Annotated in this window: 16 protein-coding genes; 8 read left to right on the forward strand and 8 right to left on the reverse strand. The window is 66.4% G+C overall.

Going from position 1 to position 19,514, the window contains the following annotated elements; translation table 11 throughout:
* Positions 1-75: 75 nt before the first annotated feature.
* The 8 genes from rseP to rpsB all read right to left on the reverse strand — a co-directional run bounded on the left by rseP (position 76) and on the right by rpsB (position 7,686).
* Positions 76-1,422, reverse strand: a complete 1,347-nt coding sequence (gene rseP, locus IPK27_21165) for an RIP metalloprotease RseP (GenBank protein MBK8070028.1) — start codon at positions 1,420-1,422, stop codon at positions 76-78.
* A 1-nt stretch (position 1,423) separates the two neighbouring features.
* The gene (locus IPK27_21170; protein MBK8070029.1) at positions 1,424-2,602 is read right to left on the reverse strand and encodes a 1-deoxy-D-xylulose-5-phosphate reductoisomerase; all 1,179 of its coding nucleotides are present in this window, start codon (positions 2,600-2,602) and stop codon (positions 1,424-1,426) included.
* A complete protein-coding gene (locus IPK27_21175) occupies positions 2,599-3,459 on the reverse strand; it encodes a phosphatidate cytidylyltransferase (protein MBK8070030.1) in 861 nt (286 codons plus the stop codon). The genes IPK27_21170 and IPK27_21175 overlap by 4 nt, the downstream gene beginning before the upstream one ends.
* Entirely contained in the window at positions 3,452-4,159 is a 708-nt protein-coding gene (gene uppS, locus IPK27_21180; protein ID MBK8070031.1) for a di-trans,poly-cis-decaprenylcistransferase, read from the reverse strand. Before uppS ends, IPK27_21175 begins: the two co-directional genes overlap by 8 nt.
* 74 nt (positions 4,160-4,233) lie before the next feature.
* On the reverse strand, positions 4,234-4,800 hold the full coding sequence (gene frr, locus IPK27_21185) for a ribosome recycling factor (GenBank protein MBK8070032.1): 567 nt from the start codon (positions 4,798-4,800) through the stop codon (positions 4,234-4,236).
* Between the two features lie 219 nt (positions 4,801-5,019).
* On the reverse strand, positions 5,020-5,748 hold the full coding sequence (locus IPK27_21190; GenBank protein MBK8070033.1) for a UMP kinase: 729 nt from the start codon (positions 5,746-5,748) through the stop codon (positions 5,020-5,022).
* 73 nt (positions 5,749-5,821) lie between these two features.
* The gene (locus tag IPK27_21195; GenBank protein MBK8070034.1) at positions 5,822-6,703 is read right to left on the reverse strand and encodes an elongation factor Ts; all 882 of its coding nucleotides are present in this window, start codon (positions 6,701-6,703) and stop codon (positions 5,822-5,824) included.
* Between the two features lie 107 nt (positions 6,704-6,810).
* Complete coding sequence (gene rpsB, locus IPK27_21200) at positions 6,811-7,686, reverse strand: 30S ribosomal protein S2 (protein ID MBK8070035.1); 876 nt, start codon at positions 7,684-7,686, stop codon at positions 6,811-6,813.
* 469 nt (positions 7,687-8,155) lie between these two features.
* On the opposite strand from rpsB, the gene map reads away from it, so the two are divergent.
* From map to IPK27_21240, 8 genes are all read left to right on the forward strand, one after another.
* Entirely contained in the window at positions 8,156-8,929 is a 774-nt protein-coding gene (map, locus tag IPK27_21205; GenBank protein ID MBK8070036.1) for a type I methionyl aminopeptidase, read from the forward strand.
* Between the two features lie 213 nt (positions 8,930-9,142).
* A complete protein-coding gene (glnD, locus tag IPK27_21210; protein MBK8070037.1) occupies positions 9,143-11,257 on the forward strand; it encodes a [protein-PII] uridylyltransferase in 2,115 nt (704 codons plus the stop codon).
* 230 nt (positions 11,258-11,487) lie between these two features.
* The gene (dapD, locus tag IPK27_21215; protein ID MBK8070038.1) at positions 11,488-12,297 is read left to right on the forward strand and encodes a 2,3,4,5-tetrahydropyridine-2,6-dicarboxylate N-succinyltransferase; all 810 of its coding nucleotides are present in this window, start codon (positions 11,488-11,490) and stop codon (positions 12,295-12,297) included.
* Positions 12,298-12,420: 123 nt separating this feature from the next.
* Entirely contained in the window at positions 12,421-13,557 is a 1,137-nt protein-coding gene (gene dapE, locus IPK27_21220; protein ID MBK8070039.1) for a succinyl-diaminopimelate desuccinylase, read from the forward strand.
* A 292-nt stretch (positions 13,558-13,849) separates the two neighbouring features.
* The gene (locus tag IPK27_21225; protein MBK8070040.1) at positions 13,850-15,832 is read left to right on the forward strand and encodes a hypothetical protein; all 1,983 of its coding nucleotides are present in this window, start codon (positions 13,850-13,852) and stop codon (positions 15,830-15,832) included.
* Positions 15,833-15,929: 97 nt separating this feature from the next.
* A complete protein-coding gene (locus IPK27_21230) occupies positions 15,930-17,804 on the forward strand; it encodes a hypothetical protein (GenBank protein ID MBK8070041.1) in 1,875 nt (624 codons plus the stop codon).
* Positions 17,801-18,385: a hypothetical protein gene (locus IPK27_21235; protein MBK8070042.1), complete on the forward strand. Its 585-nt coding sequence runs from the start codon at positions 17,801-17,803 to the stop codon at positions 18,383-18,385. The genes IPK27_21230 and IPK27_21235 overlap by 4 nt, the downstream gene beginning before the upstream one ends.
* Positions 18,382-19,509, forward strand: a complete 1,128-nt coding sequence (locus tag IPK27_21240) for a hypothetical protein (GenBank protein MBK8070043.1) — start codon at positions 18,382-18,384, stop codon at positions 19,507-19,509. The genes IPK27_21235 and IPK27_21240 overlap by 4 nt, the downstream gene beginning before the upstream one ends.
* Positions 19,510-19,514 lie beyond the last annotated feature (5 nt).

Genomic DNA, 19,514 nt, shown 5'->3' on the forward strand with positions numbered 1-19,514 from the left:
GCATATCGTCGTCAGGGGAGCCACGCGTTGTGATTGTCGTTTCGCGTGCGTGGTCTCGATGGGTGAGAGGCTAACTCAGGAGGACATCAGCCGGCTGAGGTCATTGAAGAACGCCAGGCACATCAGCGCCAGGAGTGCTCCCAACCCCAGGTAGTGGCCGACGGCTTGCGCGCGATCGCTCAGCGGGCTGCCCTTCACCCATTCGATAAAGTAATACAACAAATGGCCGCCATCCAGAATCGGGATCGGCAGCAGGTTCATGATGCACAAGGAAAGGCTGATCAACCCGAGGAAACGCAGGAACTGGGTGAAACCGCCCTCCGCCGAGTAGTTGGCGAACTGCGCGATGCTGATCGGCCCGGAGACATTCTTCAAGTTTGCATCGCCGGCCAGCATGTGCCAGATCACGCGCACGCTGCCGGTGGTCAGGCGCCAGGTCTCCGCAATGGCCTGCGGGACTGCCTGCAGCGGACCGTAGCGCCGGGTGGCTTCGCGCATCTCGGGCGCCACGCCGATCAACCAGAAGGTCCGCTCGCCGCGCTGCTCGCTGCGCGCCTTGATCAGCAGGGTCTCGCGGATGCCGCCGTTGCGCTCGACCAGCAGCCTGACGGTGCCACCCTGCGCCTTGGCTTCGGCCTGGATCGCCTCACTCATCGCGGCGAAGCGGTCGACCTCGGTGTCGCCGACCTTGACGATGCGGTCGCCGGGCTGGAGGCCGGCCAGTTCCGCCGGATCACCTGCGCGCAGGCTGCCGACCGTCGCCGGCGGCTCCCAGTGCCATGGCTTCAGGCCCAACTGGTCGAAGATCCGCTCTTCGTCCACACCGCCCATCTCGCTGGTGGCCAGCTGACGCGTCGCGACATCGCCGTTGGCGCGACGCACTTCTATCTGAACCGTCTTCCCGCGGTAGGCGCTGGTGGTCAGGTCGACCAGCACATGAGTCCAGTTGCTGGCCGGATTGCCGTCCACCGCGAGGATCAGATCGCCGCGCTCCAGGCCGGAACGTGCCGCGAGGCCGGTGGATTCGCCGATGTAGGGGGCGTAGTCGCGCACGCCGACCAGCAGCATCAGCCAGAACGCCGCGAGCGCGAAGGCCAGGTTGAAGATCGGGCCGGCGGCGACGATCGCCATTCGTTGTGGCAGCGACTTGCGGTTGAAGGACTGCTGGAGCTCGCTGGCTTCAACCTCGGCCTCGCGTTCGTCGAGCATCTTGACGTAGCCGCCGAGGGGAATCGCTGCAATCACGTACTCGGTGCCGTCCTTGCCGCGGCGCACCCACAGCGGGCGCCCGAGGCCGATGCTGAAGCGCAGCACCTTGACCCCGCAGCGGCGCGCCACCCAGTAGTGCCCGAACTCATGGAAAGTGACCAGCAGGCTGGTCGCCACCAGAAACCAGAAGATCGAGCCCAGCACCGTTTCCATCTCAGCTCCGCATTCTCGAGTCGATCACAGCCTGCGCCACCCTGCGCGCGTGCGCATCGGCCGCCAGTACCGCTTCCAGCGACTCGGCCGACGATAGTGCAATTCGATTTAAAGCCTCGTTAACGATGGCGGCAATGCCGGCAAATCCAAGCCTGCCGTTCAGGAAGGCCGCCACGGCGACCTCGTTCGCGGCATTCAGGATGGCCGGCGCGGTGCCACCGGCCTCCAGGGCCTCGCAGGCCAGGCGCAGGCAGGGGAAGGCGTCGATATCCGGCTCGGCGAAGTCCAGCCGGGCGAGTGCCGCAAGGTCCAGCGCGGGCGCGCCGGAATCGATCCGCTCCGGCCAGGCCAGGGCATGTGCTATCGGGATGCGCATGTCGGCGCTGCCGAGCTGGGCGATGAAACTGCCGTCGACATACTCGACCAGCGAATGCACGGTCGACTGCGGGTGCACAATGACGCGAATCCGCTCGCGCGGCAGGCCGAACAGGAAGCTGGCCTCGATCACCTCCAGGCCCTTGTTCATCAAGGTGGCCGAATCCACCGAGATTTTCGGCCCCATGGTCCAGTTCGGGTGGGCGCAGGCCTGCGCGACCGTGACCTGCTCCAGCTGCGCCCGGGTCCAGCCGCGGAACGGACCGCCGGAAGCGGTCAGCCAGAGCTGGCGCACGCCCACCGGCGGACGCCCGTGGCCTTGCGGCAGGCACTGGAAGATCGCGTTGTGTTCGCTGTCGATCGGCAACAGGACGGCGCCGCCGGCGTCCGCTGCGCCCATCAGCAGCGCACCGGCGCACACCATCGATTCCTTGTTCGCCAGCAGGATGCGCTTGCCGGCGCGGGCTGCGGCCAGGGTCGGCTCCAGGCCGGCCGCGCCGACGATGGCGGCGATCACGCTGTCGACCCCCGGCTCCGCCGCAGCCGCGGCGATCGCCGCCATGCCCTGCTCCACCTCGGTCGTGCATCCGGCATCGGCCAGCCGCGCGCGCAGACGCGTTGCGGCCTGGGCATCGGCCATCACCGCGCGCTTGGGGCGCATGCGCAGGCAGATCTCGGCGAGCGCGGCATCGTCGCGCGCGGCCACCGCCGTGTGCAGGCGGAAGCGCTGCGGGTGGCGTGCAATCAGGTCGAGGGTGCTGCGGCCAATCGACCCGGTCGCGCCGAGCAGGCAGATCGAGCTCATAGGCCGATCAGGTAGCGACCACAGACGAAGATCGGCAGCGCGGAGAGCACGCTGTCGATACGGTCGAGCATGCCGCCGTGCCCGGGCAACAGCGAGCCGGAATCCTTGAGATTCGACTGGCGCTTGATCAGGCTCTCGAACAGGTCGCCGACGATCGAGAACAGCACGGTCACGGTAGCGAGCAATACCAGCAGGCCGTGGCCCACCGGTACCGGCTCGATCAGCCATCCGGCGACCGCCGCAAACAGGATGGTCCCGAACAGCGCGCCATACACGCCCTCGCGAGTCTTGCCCGGGGAAATTCGCGGCGCCAGCTTGTGCTGGCCAAAACGCCGTCCCGCGAAGTAGGCGGACACGTCTGCGACCCAGATCAGCATCAGCACGAACAGCGTCCACCAGGGGCCCGCGTTGGGTTCGCGATGGATCAGCCAGGCGGCCACCCAGGCGGGCACCACCATGACACTTCCGACAAGCAGCTTGATCTCGCGATTGCGCCGGGTCGGCGCCGACCCGAATTCGAAGGCGCGCAGCCAGAAGATGGCGAGGCACCACCACGCCACCCCGACCCAGGCCACCGGCAGCAGCCAGCCGGCCGGATCAAAGGCCAGCAGTGCAGCCATGATCCCGCCGTTTACGAACACCGCGAAGCCACGCAAGCGGCGGCCGCGAAAGCCGATCACACGGGTCCACTCCCAGATCGCGTAGCACAGAACCAAGCCGAAGCACAGTGCGAACCAGGTGCTCGGCAGGAACAGAACGCCGCCGATGGCCAGCGGCGCCAGGAACAGCGCCGTCATGACCCGCGCGCGCAAACCTTCGCCAAACCATCGCGCCAGCAGCAGAGCCGAGTCAGGCATGGGCCGTGCTCCCCTCCCCGCGAAGCTGCGCGCTGGTCTTGCCGAAGCGACGCTCGCGCTGAGCAAACTCGACCAGTGCGGCCGCGAGGGCCTGGTCATCGAAATCCGGCCACAATACCGACGTGAAATACAGCTCGGTGTACGCGAGATGCCACAGCAGGAAGTTGCTGATGCGCGCGTCGCCACCGGTGCGGATGAAGAGATCGGGCTCCGGCAGCGGAGCGAGCGACAGATGCCGCTCGAAGCTCGGCTGGTCGATGGCTTCCGGATCGATGCGCCCCGCCTGCGCCTCGCGCGCCAGCGCACGCGCGGCGTTGACGATGTCCCAGCGCCCACCATAGTTGACCGCAATGTTCAGGGTCAGGCGCAGCTGCGGGATCACTGCCGATTCTGCATCGGACATGGCCGTCTGCAGTTCCGGCGAGAAGCGCCCGCGATCGCCGATGAAACGCAGGCGCACGCCGTTGCCGGCGAGTTCGCGCGCCTGCTTGCGCAGCGATCGCAGGAACAAATCCATCAGGTGGCTGACTTCGCCGGCCGGCCGCGACCAGTTCTCGCTGCTGAAGGCGAACAGCGTCAGCACCTCGACGCCCGCGCGCATGCAACCCTCGATGACGCGGCGCACCGCCTGCACACCGGCGCGGTGGCCGAATGCGCGCGGACGGCGGCGCTGGGTGGCCCAGCGACCGTTGCCGTCCATCACGATGGCGATATGCCGCGGGATGCGCCCGGCCGCGGCCTTGTTTCCCGTGGGCGCAGGCGCGCTGCCGCCGGTCAAAGCTGCATCAACTCGTCTTCCTTGTGCTTGGCCACCACATCGACCTCCTTGATCATGCGGTCGGTCAGCTTCTGGATCTCTTCTTCGGCCTTGCGGTCTTCATCCTCGGTGCACAGCTTGGCCTTGAGCAGTTCCTTGACGTGGTGATTGGCGTCGCGCCGAACATTGCGGATCGCCACCTTGGCGTTCTCACCCTCGTGCGCGACCACCTTGGCCAGTTCCTTGCGGCGTTGCTCGGTCAGCGGCGGAAGCACGATGCGAATGACCTGCCCGGCCGTGTTCGGCGTCAGGCCAAGATCGGAGGTCATGATCGCGCGCTCGACCGCGACCACCATCTGTTTCTCCCACGGCTGCACCTGGATCGTGCGCGCATCGGCGACGGTCACGTTGGCGACCTGGCTGATCGGCACCGCGCTGCCGTAGTAATCGACGCGCAGGTGATCGAGCAACTGCGCCGACGCACGCCCGGTGCGCAGCTTCATCAGCTCGTTCTTCAGCACCTCGATGCACTTCTTCATGCGCGTCTCGGCGTCCGCCTTGATCGCGGGAATGGTGGTAGCCATGGGATCTTCCTTGTAACGGCCCTGGAATGGGCGCGGAGTATAGCGGGGGTGGAGAGCAGCAGAAGCGGGGGAAGGGTCAGGGGGCAAGGGACCTTGCCCAGAGCGATAACCGACCCTTCGGTCGTTCGTCACTCACGTCCACCGACAAACGCGATCAGGCCCCTAGGCTGGTCCCCTGACCCTCGCCCCCTGCCCCGCTCTTGCTTCGGCATCCCGCCTTCAGACGCCCTGGTCAACCAGCGTGCCCACGCTCTCGCCCTTGACGATGCGCATCAGGTCGCCGCGCTTGTGCAGATCGTAGACGCGGATCGGCATGCGGTAGTCGCGGCAGAGCGCGAAGGCGGTGGTGTCCATGACCGCCAGCTTGCGCTCGATGGCGCTGTCGTAGCTGATGCGGTCGAAACGCACGGCGGTGGGATCCTTGACCGGGTCGGCCGAGTACAGGCCGTCGACTTTGGTCGCCTTGAGCATCAAGTCGGCGTTGATTTCGACCGCGCGCAGGGCGGCCGCGGAATCGGTGGTGAAGAAGGGATTGCCGGTGCCGGCGGCGAACACCACGATGCGACCCTTCTCCAGGTGTCGGATGGCGCGGCGGCGGATGTAGTCCTCGCAGATCTCATTGATCTTGATCGCGCTCATCACGCGGCAGGTGGCGCCCTGCTTCTCGATCGCGTCCTGCAGCGCCAGCGAGTTCATCACCGTGGCGAGCATGCCCATGTGGTCGGCGGTGGCGCGGTCCATGCCGCTCTTGGCCAGGCCGACGCCGCGGAAGATGTTGCCTCCGCCGACGACCAGGCCGATCTGCACGCCCGACTTGGCCACCTCGATGATCTCGGAGGCCAGGCCACGCAGGACTTCCGGATCGATACCGTAGTCTTCCTTGCCGAGCAGCGCTTCGCCGCTGAGCTTGAGAAGAATGCGTCGATACACTGGAAGTGTGCTGCTCATGCCTTGATCGTCTCCATGCAAACGGTTGCCGCACAAACGAAGGCCCCGTTTCCGGGGCCTTCGCGTCCTACCCTTACTGACTCGCCTTGACCTGCTTCATCACTTCTTCGGCGAAGTTTTCTTCCTTCTTCTCGATGCCTTCGCCGACGTTGATGCGGACGAAGCTCAGCACCTTGGCGCCGGCCTTCTTCAACGCTTCCTCGACGCCCACGCCGTTGGCGTCCGGCGCCGCGTAGGCCTGGCCCAGCAGGGTCTGCTCGGCGAGCGTCTTGCGGATCTTGCCCTGGATCATCTTTTCCAGGATTTCCGGCGGCTTGCCCGAGTCCTTGCTCTGCTCCATGGCGATGTCGCGCTCGCGCGTCATCACGTCGGCCGGGATCTGGCTCATGTCCAGGTACTGCGGGTTCATCGCCGCGATGTGCATCGCAATGCCCTTGGCGAGTTCGGCGCTGCCGCCTTCCATCGCCACCAGCACGCCCAGCTTGTTGTTGCTGTGCACATAAGCGCCGATGTTGCCGGCGGCGACCTTCGCCGCGCGACGAACCTGCATGTTCTCGCCGATCTTGGCGACCAGCGCCTGGCGCGCTTCGTCGACCGTGCTGCCATCGGCCAGCTTCAGCGACTTGATCGCGTCGACGTCGGCGGTGCCGGCGGCGGCCGCAGCGACGGCCACGGCGGCCGAGAACTTGACGAAGTTCTCGTCCTTGCCCACGAAGTCGGTTTCGCAGTTCAGCTCGACCAGCACCGCGAGGCCGTCAGCCTGGCCCAGCGCGACGCGGCCTTCTGCGGCCACGCGCGTGGCCTTCTTGTCGGCCTTGGCGAGGCCGGTCTTGCGCAGCCAGTCAGCCGCGGCTTCGATGTCGCCCGCGTTCTCGGTGAGCGCCTTCTTGCACTCCATCATGCCGGCGCCGGAGCGCTCGCGCAGTTCCTTCACGAGGGAAGCGGTGATTTCCATGCTCTTTCCTTGATTGATGCAGATTCGTTGGGGGCGCGCGCCCGCGCGCACCCCATTTCAGTCCGTGGGTCCGGAGCCGGGGCTCCGGACCGGATACCGCGTGCGGATTACTCGCCGGCGTCGTCGGAGCGGTCGCGACGGCCACCGCCGCCACCGCCGCCCGAGCGGCGACGCGGCGGACCCTTGCGGTCGTTCGGCTTGCCGCGACGGTTGTTGTCCGGCTTCGGCGCGGCGGCCAGCGGGTTGCCGTCGGCATCGAGCTCGACGAAATCGTCGCCCGAACCCATCGCGATCGCCGGCGCTGCAGCCTTGCCTTCCAGCACCGAGTCGGCGGCCGCGCGCGCGTACAGCTGGATCGCGCTGATGGCGTCGTCGTTGCCCGGGATCATGTAGTCGACGACATCCGGGTTGTGGTTGGTGTCGACGATGCCGATCACCGGGATGCCGAGCTTGCGCGCTTCCTGGATCGCGATCTCTTCATGACCGGTGTCGATCACGAACAGCGCGTCCGGCAGGCTGCGCATGTCCTTGATGCCGCCGATGCTGATGTCGAGCTTCTCCATCTCGCGCTTGAGCTGCAGCACTTCGTGCTTGACCAGGCGCTCCCAGCTGCCATCCGTGCTCTGGGTTTCGAGTTCCTTAAGGCGCGCGATCGACTGCTTGACCGTGCGGAAATTGGTCAGCATGCCGCCGAGCCAGCGCGAAGACACATGCGGCATGCCGCAGCGGGAGGCCTCTTCCTTGACCGTGGTGCGGGCGGAGCGCTTGGTGCCGACGAACAGAATGGTGCTGCGGCGCTGGGCCAGGCCGCTGATGAAGTTCATCGCGTCGTTGAACAGCGGCAGGGTCTTCTCGAGGTTGATGATGTGGATCTTGCCGCGGGCGCCGAAGATGTACGGGCCCATCTTGGGGTTCCAGTAGCGGGTCTGGTGGCCGAAATGGACGCCGGCTTCGAGCATCTGACGCATGGTAACGCTGGGCATGACTATGTCCTTGATGTACGGGGGCTTCGAGCCCCATGGTTGGGCCTCCACGCATGCGCTTCGGGAGCCCTTCCTGGGCACCGTCCCGACAGCGACCGCCATGCGTGTGTGGAGTCATCGGCGCCGCAACATTGCGTAGCCGACGGATCTCGACGCATTGCCTGCGCCGAAAAATCCGCGGGATAATAACCCGCTTCGCTCCGACCCGGCAATCCACCGCTCCGGCCGGGGCCGGTTCAACGCGGAGACGCGGAGGACGCGGAGGAGAGCAGAGGCTGCATTGTGCATTTGAGTGCGCGGTCGACTGCGCGACCTCAGACTTGCGGCTCTGGCCATGCCGGCCGGAAACTGCTTTTCTCCGCGTCTGTTGCGATCGAGCGCCACACACCGGAGCGCATCCGTCTGGAAGCAACTTTTCTCGGCGCTCTCTGCGTCTCCGCGTTTAACTGTCAAGGAATTGCGATCAGGCATGAGCATCACCTACAAGACTCCCGCGCAGGCGGACAAGATGCGCACTGCCGGGCGCCTGGCGGCCGACGTGCTGCAGATGATCCGCCCGCACGTGCGTGCCGGCGTCAGCACCGACGAGCTCGACCGCATCTGCCACGACTACATCGTCAACGTGCAGGCGGCGATCCCGGCGCCGTTGAACTACAAGGGCTTCCCGCGCTCGATCTGCACCTCGGTCAACCACGTCGTCTGCCACGGCATCCCGGGGCCCAAGGTGTTGAAGGATGGCGACATCATCAACATCGACATCACGGTCATCAAGGACGGCTTCCACGGTGACACCAGCCGGATGTTCTACGTCGGCGAGCCCTCGGTGCTGGCGCGGCGGCTGGTCGAGGTGACGCACGCGGCGATGAAGCTCGGCATCGAGATGGTGCGTCCGGGTGCCTTTCTGGGCGACATCGGCCGGGCGATCCAGAAGTACGTCGAGGCCAACCGCTTCTCGGTGGTGCGCGAGTACTGCGGCCACGGCATCGGCGAGAAGTTCCACGAAGACCCGCAGGTGCTGCATTACTTCGATCCCGGCCGCGGCCGTGGCGAGGAACTGAAACCGGGCATGACCTTCACCATCGAGCCGATGGTCAACGCCGGTGCGCGCCATGTGCGCCTGCTGCCGGATGGCTGGACCGTGGTCACCAAGGACCGCACGCTGTCGGCGCAGTGGGAACACACCGTACTGGTGACCGAGGACGGCTTCGAGGTGCTCACCCTGGCCGAGGGCGAGCCGTTTTGAACGAAGCGCCAGCGCCCGCCCGCCGGCAGGCGCTGGCGGATTTCCGCCGCGAACTCGGCGAGCACTTCCGCGCCCGTCGCAACGCCGGCCCCTGCATCCGCCGACTCACGGCTCGGATCGATGCCGAATTGCGCCAGTTGTGGGCGCAATCGATGCACGGACTGGATCAGCAAGACCCTCTGCTGCGCGCCTGCCTGGTCGCCACCGGTGGCTATGGCCGCGGCCAGCTGTTCCCCGGCTCGGACATCGACGTCCCGCCACGGGCGCCACGCCGACACTGCGCACAACCTCGAGCCCAACCTGAAGAACGGCCGCGGCGCGCTGCGCGATCTGCACACCGCACGCTGGATCGCCAAGCGTTGCTTCAGCGTCGACGGCTGGCCCGCGCTGGTCGGGATCGGCTTGCTGGAGGCCGACGAGGCCCGGCGCCTGACGCGCGCCGAGCGCTGGCTCAACGACATGCGTTTCGCCCTGCACGTGGTCAGCGGTCGCCGCGAGGAGCGCGTGTTGTTCGACCACCAGCCCGCGCTGGCGCATCTTTTCAACCCCGCCGGTCCGCCCACCGGCAGCCGCGAGCATCCGGTCGAAGGCCTGATGCACCACTATTTCCGCGCCGCCGGCGACATCGACCGGTTGTCCCAGGCGCTGGTCGAACGCATGGCGCGGCGTATCGATGGCGCCCACGCACCCTTGCAGTCGATCGCCGGCAACGGGCGCTTCGGGGTACGCGATGGCGGCCTCGAGGTGCTCGAAAGTCACCGCGGTTTCGCCACACCGACAGACCTCGTCGAGCCCTTCGTGTGCATTGCCCGCAGCGCTGCGGCAACCGCGCTCGGCCCCGACCTCGCGCAGGCACTCGCCCGCGCCCTGCCGCAGATGCGCCGCACACTGGCGACCGACCGCCTGGCACACGAGGCCCTGGAGGCCATTCTCGCCACGCGCCGTCCCTACCGGGCGCTTACCGAAATGCACCGCCACGGCCTGCTCGGCGCGCTGATCCCGCCCTTCGCGCGGGTGACCGGACGCATGCAGTACGACCTGTTCCACGTCTACACCGTGGACCAGCACACGCTATTCCTGGTGCGCAACCTGGAACGCTTCTTCGAGCCCGATCCGGGCGGCCAGTTCGCGCTGGCGCATGAGCTGGCGTTGCGCGTGCGCCAGCCTGAACTGCTGTTCTACGCCGCCATCTTCCATGACATCGCCAAGGGCCGCGGTGGCGACCACTCGCAACTGGGGGCAGTGGATGCCCGCCGCTACCTGAGGCGCATCGGCTTCGCGGTGGCTGACATCGAGCTGGTGGCCTGGCTGGTCGAGAATCATCTGCTGATGTCGGTCACGGCGCAGAAACAGGACATCCAGGACCCCGAAGTGGTGCGCCGCTTCGCCGAGAAGGTTGGCGACTGGGAACGCCTGGAGTGCCTGTACCTGCTGACCGTTTCCGACATCCGCGCGACCAATCCCAAGCTGTGGAACGGCTGGAAGGCGCGCCTGCTGAGCGATTTGTACCAGGCCACCCGTTTCCAGCTGCGCCGCGGCACCGACCAGCCGGTGAACCGCCTCGACCGCGTGCGCGCAACGCGCCTGAAGGCACTGGAACTGCTGACCGGCGAGGGCTGCATGTTCAGCGCCATCGAGGCGCTGTGGACCGATTTTCCCGAGCAGAGCTTCTGGCGTTACACGCCCGACCAGATGCGCTGGCTGACCCAGGCCATCGTCGCCAGCGGCCGGCCAGGGCAACCGCTGGTGGCGGTGCGCGCCGTGGGTGGCGGCGGCACCCGCGAGATCTTCGTGCGCATGCCGGACCAGGAAGGCATCTTCGCCACGATCACCTCGATGCTCGACCGCATGGACCTGTCGGTGATCGCCGCGCGCATCATGACCTGCAAGTCCGGCAACACACTGGACACTTTCCAGGTGCTCGACATGCGCAAGGAAGAGCAGGACGCAATGACCCGCAACCTGGAGATCCAGATGGCGCTGACCATGGCGCTGTCGGAAAAACCGCTGAAGCCGCGCCTGGCGCGCCGACGCGCCACCCGCGAGCAGCGCTTGTTCAAGTTCCCGCCGCAGATCGCCTTCGAGACCCGCAGCGACGACGCCGGCACCCAGCTCTCGCTGGTCTGCCCCGACCGCCCCGGCCTGCTGGCCTCCGTTGCGCATGCCTTCCGCGACGCCGACGTGCGCGTGCACTCCGCGCGCATCGCCACCTTCGGCGAGCGCGCCGAGGACTTCTTCACGGTCACCACCGAGGACGGTCGCCGGCTGGACGAAGCCGCGTCCGCGCGGTTGCGCGCGGCGCTGATGGAGCGCCTGGGCGACACGTGAACTGTTTTTTTAGACGCAAAGGACGCAAAGGAAAGCGAAGGACGCAAAGAAGAGCAGACCGCCGCTTCAGAGCTGCAGGACGCGGTCCTCATGTCTTGCTTTCCTTTGCGTCCTTTGCCCACTTTGCGTACTTTGCGTTCCCGCTTCACCCGGCCTGATCAGCGCGGTAGCCGCGCCTTGGCAGGAATCCCCACCCGGATGCAACCGGACATCGCGCGAGCCATGAGCACATGCAGACCCTGATCGAACAATCCTTTGAAAACCGCAACGATTTTGGCCCCGGCCGGGTCCCGGCCGAAGTTGCGCAAGCCATCGAGTCGGTGATGGCCGGCCTGGAAGCCGGCACTCTGCGGGTGGCCGAGCCCGGCGCGGATGGCTGGCAGGTCAACCAGTGGGTGAAGAAGGCGGTGCTGCTGTATTTCCGCATCCACCCGACTGCGGTGATGCCGGGCGAACCGTCGAATTTCTACGACAAGGTGCCGCTGCGCTACGCCGGCAGCGACGAGGCCGCGTTCGCCGCGGTCGGTGCGCGGATCGTGCCGGGCGCGGTGGTGCGGCGTGGCGCGCACCTCGGGCGCAATGTCGTGGTCATGCCGAGCTTCGTCAACATCGGCGCCCACGTCGGCGAAGGCACGATGGTCGACACCTGGGCCACGGTCGGTTCCTGCGCACAGATCGGGCGCAATGTGCACCTCTCCGGCGGCGCCGGGATCGGCGGCGTGCTCGAACCCTTGCAGGCCGGACCGACCATCATCGAAGACGACTGCTTCATCGGCGCGCGCTCGGAAGTGGTCGAAGGCGTGATCGTCGAGCGCGGCAGCGTGATCGGCATGGGCGTCTTCCTCGGCCAGAGCACCCGGATCTACGACCGCGCCACCCGCGAGATCAGCTACGGCCGCGTGCCGGCAGGCTCCGTGGTCGTCGCCGGCTCCCTGCCCGCCGCCGACGGCAGCCACAGCCTGTACGCAGCAATCATCGTCAAGCGCGTGGACGAGAAGACCCGCGCCAAGACCAGCCTGAACGAGTTGCTGCGGGAATGAGGCGTGGGAAAAGTGAAACGTGAAAAGTGAAACGTCAATGGGCGATCGGATGCATCCCTCCGCGGTCCCATTGACGTTTTACGTTTGACGTTTGACTTTTCACGCGACGCGCCCGGAATCCCCATGCCCAACGACGTCCTCTCCCTCACCCGCGCCCTGGTGGCGCTACCCTCGGTCACGCCCGACGACGCCGGCTGCCAGGCGCTGATTGCCGAGCGTCTGCGCGCGGCCGGGTTCGAGATCCACGCGCTACGCTTCGGCGAGACCGACAACCTGTGGGCCACCCATGGCAGCGGCGCGCCGGTGCTGGCGTTGGTGGGGCACACCGATGTGGTGCCGACCGGGCCGCTGGAACGCTGGTCGAGCCCGCCCTTCGAGCCGACCGAACGCGACGGGCGTCTTTACGGGCGCGGCGCGGCCGACATGAAATCGGCCATCGCCGCGATGACCCTGGCCGCAGAGCGCTTCGTCGCCGCGCATCCGGATCATCCCGGGACGCTGGCTATCCTTTACACCAGCGACGAGGAAGGCCCGGCGAAGGACGGCATCCAGGCCGTCATGCCGTGGCTCGCCGAGCGCGGCATCCGCCTCGATTACGCGCTGATTGGCGAGCCGTCGTCGGCGCAGCGCCAGGGCGACCGCATCCGCATCGGCCGGCGCGGCTCGATGCACGGCTACCTCACGGTCAAGGGCATCCAGGGCCACGTCGCCTACCCGGACCAGGCGCGCAACCCGATTCACCAGTTCGCCCCGGCGCTGGCGGAACTGGTGACCACCCGCTTCGACGAGGGCAACGCGCGCTTCCCGCCGACCTCGTTCCAGATCTACGAGGTCAAGGCCGGCACCGGCGCCAACAACGTGATCCCGGGTGACCTCACGGTGAACTTCAACTTCCGCTACGGCACCGCCTCCACCGAGGCCAGCCTGCGCGCGCGGGTCGAGGAGATCCTGCGCCGCCACGACATCGAGTTCGAGCTGCGCACGCGCGTCGCCAGCACCCCGTTCCTGACCGAGCGCACCGCACTGATCGACGCGGTGGTGGCGAGCTGCCGCGAGCACCTCGGCATCGACCCGGTGCAGGACACCGGCGGTGGCACCTCGGACGGCCGCTTCATTTCCCCCACCGGCGCCGAAGTGGTCGAACTCGGCCCGCTCAACGACAGCATCCACAAGGTCGACGAGTGGGTGAATGTGGCAGACCTTGCACCGCTGGAGCGGACGTACGCGGGGGTGGTTGCGAAGTTGCTGGGCGGCGGCTGACTCGATGTGGGTTGTTTGCAGCAGAGCGCGCGCGCCGCTGCGCCCGTCGGCGGACTCTGTGCGCGATCGATGCCGCGGGTGCGCAATCAGCAAAGCCACGCCGCGCGCTCGCCCCGGGGTGGACACGTACGGACCTCAACCCCGTCGGCGGGACATCGTCGAACGGAGAAGTTCGCACCCGGTCACAACCCTGACGACCTCGCGAAGCCCACAGTCGGGTTAAACTCCCGAAGATAGGTTCCGTGGGCTGGCACGCTCGCCAGCCCGCAAAACGCACCGGGAGTCATCATTCATGCACAAGCACGCGCTGGTCTGCGCCCTCCTCTTCGCCCTCGCGCCCTGCGCCGCGTTCGCCGCGACGCCAGAGCAGCCAGTCGACGAACTGCCCAAGGTCGCCAAGGCGGATGAATGGGTGATGCAGGGCGGCAGCGTGAACTTGCGCTTCAATGTGGATCGCCTGTCGGCGCAGGGCGTCGAGGTGATCCCGGGCGTCGGCATGAAGGCGGACAACCCGAACTTCAACGTCGAGATCGAGTTCCCGCTGCTGCAGGGCGGTGGCCTGCGCTTCGCTGCGCCGAAGGGTAATTTCCAGCAGTTTACCGGCGGCAAGGTCATGGGGCGCGACGGTTTCAAGGTCCGCACCATGGCGGGCCTCGAACTCGACTTCAGCCGATTCGAGCTGCGCACGGACCCGAACAACCCGCTGAACCTGCTGCTGGTCGGCACCGACGGCGAACCCTGGTTTTACGTCAACCACCTGATGTACAAGCTGGTCGACGACCATCAGTCCTACTACATCCGCAGCGCCGACATCAACGCCACCGCCGCTTTCGCCGATCGCGTGGGCGCGCCCAGCCTGGCCGGCGCCTACATCGGTGAACTGAAGATGCTGAGCCCGATCGTGCAGCGCCCGGCCGGTTTCAAGCCCGCCGATCCCAAGGCAATCGCTGGCGGCCCGAACTTCCACGGCAGCAATGGCTACCAGGCGGATGTGCTGTTGACCAGCTACACGATGCAGTTTGCGCGTTGCCGCACCAGCGGTGGCACCAACGGTTGCGACGGCCCGACGGGAGACGACGGCGAAGTGGTGTTCGTGCCCAGCTCCACGCTGCGCAACACCAACACCGCGAATACGGCCGACGTACCGTGGTACGAGAAGTTCTCGGTCAGCCCGTACAACTACCCCTACACCAACAACGACCAGCATCCCTACCTGATCTGGAACCTGTACCGCGTCAATGACGGGCAACTGCAGCAAATCGGCGCCTCCGGCGTGAAGCATGCCTTCCTGACCACCAACGTCGGCTGCGGAAACGTTTTCGGCAACCACATCCTGAGCCCCAATTGCTCGGACACCTACGGCACCGGCAACAACGACGCCACGAACGACCTCGGTCCGCGCAACGAGATCGTGCCGGCCACCGGCCGCTGGGGTCGCTGCTTCTCGATCTTCGACACCAATTGCGATGGCAATGAAAACGGGGTGGGCTCCAGCCAGTACCAGAACCGCATGATTTCGCGCGAGTCGCAGCTTGCACTGGCCGGATCCACCTTCTTCACGGATTCCTGGTATGTGATCCAGGATGACGTCAACATCTTCAACACGATGGGGCATCGAACTGCGACGCTGAGCCATTCGGGCAGTGCCTGGTCGATCGCCACCCAGGGCGCTTTCACTCTGGGCCCGGTCATTGATTCCTGGGTCAATCCGACCACCAGTCCGACCCAGAACGTGCTGCTCAAGACCGGCGAAGGCAACATCAAGGTGGCGGTCAAGGTGAAGACGCTGGACGCATGCCCGGCGGGCTCCGGTCTCAGCGGCACCTGCTACCGTTACGACTACGCCGTGCACAACTTCGACCTGGCGCGCGCCGTGCTGAATACCAGCCCGCCCGCCAATGCTGGCGCCAACCTGCAGGTCATCAGCAACAAGGGCGTCGTCAGCTTCAGCATTCCGCGCGGCGGGGATGCCGGAGTGCATCTGGACACGGGTCATTTCGCCGATATCGACATCACCTCCGGCAACGACTGGACCGGGGCGGTCAGCGCGGGCGCGGCGACCTGGACCGCGCCGGCCGGCAACGAGCTGAACTGGGGCACGCTGTTCCGCTTCTCGCTGGTAACCACGATTGCCCCGGATCCAGCGTTCACGCGTTCGGTGACCCTCGGCATGCCGGCAGCCGGTGGACCTGCAAGCTATACGATCGACCTGATGGTGCCGAATACCTTCGGCCTGTTCGACGACGGTTTCGAAACCGGGGTCCTGTCGCGCTGAGGGCGCGCCAGCGCTTTCACAACTTGCGGCTGGCCGGCGGGCATCGGGTGGATCGATACTCGGCGGCCGGCGCCCTCGGCGCCTGTCGCCGCCCGATATGCAAAAGTCCATGATCCTGCGCCATCGATACCGCCTCGCAAGCCTGTTGCTGTTGCTCTCCGCCGCCTCCGCCACGCTCGCTGGCACGGGCGTCCTGGGCCCCGGCCCGATCGACTTCACGCCCAACGGCACGCAGCCGCGATTGAATGTCCAGCTCGACGAGCCCGACGCCTGCTCCGGCTGCCACGGTGCATTCGAAGCCGTCGACGGACAACACATGCCGCACGCCACCTGGTCCGGGTCGATGATGGCGAATGCCACCCGCGATCCGCTGTTCTGGGCCGCGCTGGATGTCGCCAATCACGATGTGCCGGGTGCCGGTGATTTCTGCCTGCGCTGCCACACGCCGACTGGCTGGCTCGGCGGCCGGGTACACAAGACCGGCATCCCGGCCACCCCGACCATCGATGGCACCAACGGGTGCAAGCTCACCGGCTCGCTGACCGATCCGGACAGCGAAACCAACGACTTCGCTGGCGTGACCTGCCATTTCTGCCATCGTGCCGACGACACCGGACCGCAGGGCCAGCCGTCGATGATCGGCAACAGCAACCTGTGGATCGACGATTCCCTGCAGTGCAACACGCCCGACGGCGGCAGCTTCTTCGGCCCTTGCCGCAAGGGGCCGTACGACTACACCCCGGGCAGTGGAGTCAGCGCCCCGCCGCATGGCTGGGAGCATTCCAGCTACCTCGGCTCATCCGAGTTCTGCGGTGCCTGCCACGACGTCAGCACGCCCGACTCCAGCGCGGGCCCGCTGAAGACGCTGATCCTGGCGGATGGCACGGACAGCGGCATTCCGTTCCCGATCGAACGCACCTACAGCGAATGGAAGGCAAGCGCCTTCGGCGATCCTGTGTTCGCCGACGGCTTCGACGGGCGCACGCCGACATTGCCGAACGTGGTCAGCCAGACCCGCACCTGCCAGGACTGCCACATGCGCAACAGCATGAGCCCCAGCGCGCGCGCTTGCGTGTTCGAGGCCCAGGGCTCGCGCACCGGCGACCTGTCGGTGCACGAGTTCGTCGGCGGCAACACCTGGATCCCGGCGATCCTGCGCGATGAATACGGGCTCGGGCGCAGCGAGGCCTTCAACCGCACGATCGCATGGACCGAGGAGATGCTGTCGCAACGCAGCGCGACCATCGACACCACGATCCAGAGCTTCGCCGGCCCCGGCAACACGTTGACGGCGCGCGTGCGCGTCACCAACCTGTCCGGCCACAAGCTGCCCACCGGCTATTCCGAAGGCCGCCGCATGTGGCTGAACTTCAAGGTGACCGATGGCAACGGCGCCACCGTGTTCGAGAGCGGCGCCTACAACCCCACCACCGGCGCCCTGACCCAGGATGCGCAGGCGAAGGTCTATGAAGTGCTGCAGGGCCAGTGGAACCGCAACGGCCAGAACACCTGCGATGTCGACGACGGCAACGGCCGCAAGCTGTTCCACTTCGTGCTGAACAACTGCGTGGCCAAGGACAACCGCATCCCGCCGCAGGGCTTCCGTGGCGGTGCCGACCTCGAGCTGCGGCCGGTCGGCTACACCTATCCGGAAGTCTCTCCTGGCGTGCTGCAGCATTGGGACGACACCACCTACAGCGTGCCGGTACCGCCGGGCACGCCACTGCCGCTGACGGTGTCGGCGACCCTGCGCTTCCAGGTCGCCAGCCGCGAGTACATCGAGTTCCTGCGCGACGAAGCGGTCAACAACAGCTTCCAGAGCGAGAACCAGATGTGCAATCGCAGCAGCACGGTGGGCCCGGGCAACCAGACGCGTGCCGCCTACATGTACGACTTGTGGCAGGAATACGGCCGCTCGCCGCCTTTCGACATGGTCAGTGACAGCGCCACCACCCAGGAAAATCCGCAATGAGACCGATCCCTTTCTCGCTCGGTGCAGCAACGCTGCTCGCGCTGGCCGGCTGCCAGACCCTCCAGACCTCTGCGGGACACGTCGAACGCGATCCCCGCGCCAGCGGGATCGTCCTGGTCCGCAGCTACAACGACGAGTTCAAGATCGATGGCCAGGACGTGCGAGTCCACGTCGAATACGCCTGGGACTACAACCGAGGCATCGCCATCGAGCGCATCACTGCACCGGATGGTGCGCTGGTGTCGCAGAGCGACCAGCCGGAGCTCACGCTGAACCTGACGGACGCCGAGAAGGAATACGCCTTCGACCTGGCACGCGCGCATCCGGAAATCGGTCCACAGATCGCCAACGCCGACCATGTCTATGGTGGCTTCAGCTACCGCGAAGCGGACGACGCAGCCTGCGGATACGGCTCGCGCTGCGTACACGTCGTGGCGTCCGCTGGCGATGGCTGGCGCAAACTGGTTCACGCGATCGTCGATCTGCAGACCGGTACGGTGGTGCATCCGCATTTCGCTGCCGGGGATGTCGAACCCTACGATGCCACTCAACTCAAAGCCCACAAGGGGAGCACGCCTTGAACCACGTTCGCAGTCTTTCGCTGTCCCTGCTTGCGCTGGCATTGCTGCCGGTCTCTGGCACCGAAGCCGCCGTCACTTGCGGCCCTGGCGAGAACCTGTTGAGCTGGCCCGCCAGCAATCCTGTCTGGCAGATGTGCTGGTTGCCGCCCAGCCAGAGTGCTGGTCCGCGCGGATCGGGCATGGAACTGCGCAACGTGCAATACAACGGCTTCCCGGTGCTCAAGCGCGCGCACGCGCCGATGCTGTTCGCCGAATACACCAGCAGCACCTGCTGCCGCGACTGGAAGGACACCAACTCGAACTTCCTCGCCGAACCGCAGGTGCGCAACCAGTTGGGCGTCTCCAGCGTGTTCCAGCCAACCACCAGCTGTGACCGCTCGGCGCACCCGACGCAGTCCTACGGCCTGTGTCCGTTCCAGGTGGCGGGCCGCACTTCGGGCGACTGCTTCAATGGCGTCGCCATCGAGGACCGCGGCACCTATGTGATGCTGACCACGCAGTACTCCGCCGACTGGTACCTGTACACCTCGCGCTTCTACTTCTACGCCAACGGCGCCTTCGACGCCCAGTTCGGCTTCGGCAATCGCGATGGCACCGGCAACGGCACCACCCACTGGCACCACAACTACTGGCGTTTCGATTTCGACATCGACGGCTCCGCGGACAACCTGCTGTCGATCAACGACGTCCCGCAATCAACCGAGTTCACCTCGCTGCGATCCGCCAATGGCGGCCCGGGCGGCGTGGAGCGCACCTGGGAAGTGCGCAACAGCGTTACCGGCCGCGGCTACCGCCTGACGCCCGGACGTGGCGACTACGACACGCCCACCAACCAGTCGGGACGCAATTTCCACCTGGTCGATGTGATCGGCACAGAGTATGTCGCCAACGAGTACACCGATCGCGGCAACAGCAACAATCTTGGCGACTGCGGGATGCTGAGCGCCAACCTCGCCAACGGCGCGGATATCGGTGGCGGCGGAGCCGGCAGGGATGTCGTGCTGTACTACCGCGCTGCGGTGCGCGACCTCACTGGCGTCAACTCGATGATCTGCAAATCGGTCGGTCCGCTGTTCACGCCGCTCGGTAACTGGCAGTCGATGTACGCCAACGGCTTCGAGTAATCCCG

This window comes from Rhodanobacteraceae bacterium, from assembly GCA_016713135.1.
In the GTDB taxonomy this organism is placed as follows: domain Bacteria; phylum Pseudomonadota; class Gammaproteobacteria; order Xanthomonadales; family SZUA-5; genus JADKFD01.

Coding starts and splice junctions, on each gene's coding strand:
- IPK27_21230 (MBK8070041.1), top strand. CDS start 15,930: ATGCAAAAGTCCATGATCCTGCGCCATCGATACCGCCTCGCAAGCCTG.
- IPK27_21195 (MBK8070034.1), bottom strand. CDS start 6,703: ATGGAAATCACCGCTTCCCTCGTGAAGGAACTGCGCGAGCGCTCCGGC.
- IPK27_21175 (MBK8070030.1), bottom strand. CDS start 3,459: ATGCCTGACTCGGCTCTGCTGCTGGCGCGATGGTTTGGCGAAGGTTTG.
- uppS (MBK8070031.1), bottom strand. CDS start 4,159: ATGGACGGCAACGGTCGCTGGGCCACCCAGCGCCGCCGTCCGCGCGCA.
- map (MBK8070036.1), top strand. CDS start 8,156: ATGAGCATCACCTACAAGACTCCCGCGCAGGCGGACAAGATGCGCACT.
- glnD (MBK8070037.1), top strand. CDS start 9,143: ATGGCCGCGGCCAGCTGTTCCCCGGCTCGGACATCGACGTCCCGCCAC.
- dapE (MBK8070039.1), top strand. CDS start 12,421: ATGCCCAACGACGTCCTCTCCCTCACCCGCGCCCTGGTGGCGCTACCC.
- IPK27_21235 (MBK8070042.1), top strand. CDS start 17,801: ATGAGACCGATCCCTTTCTCGCTCGGTGCAGCAACGCTGCTCGCGCTG.
- IPK27_21170 (MBK8070029.1), bottom strand. CDS start 2,602: ATGAGCTCGATCTGCCTGCTCGGCGCGACCGGGTCGATTGGCCGCAGC.
- frr (MBK8070032.1), bottom strand. CDS start 4,800: ATGGCTACCACCATTCCCGCGATCAAGGCGGACGCCGAGACGCGCATG.
- IPK27_21190 (MBK8070033.1), bottom strand. CDS start 5,748: ATGAGCAGCACACTTCCAGTGTATCGACGCATTCTTCTCAAGCTCAGC.
- IPK27_21225 (MBK8070040.1), top strand. CDS start 13,850: ATGCACAAGCACGCGCTGGTCTGCGCCCTCCTCTTCGCCCTCGCGCCC.
- dapD (MBK8070038.1), top strand. CDS start 11,488: ATGCAGACCCTGATCGAACAATCCTTTGAAAACCGCAACGATTTTGGC.
- rpsB (MBK8070035.1), bottom strand. CDS start 7,686: ATGCCCAGCGTTACCATGCGTCAGATGCTCGAAGCCGGCGTCCATTTC.
- rseP (MBK8070028.1), bottom strand. CDS start 1,422: ATGGAAACGGTGCTGGGCTCGATCTTCTGGTTTCTGGTGGCGACCAGC.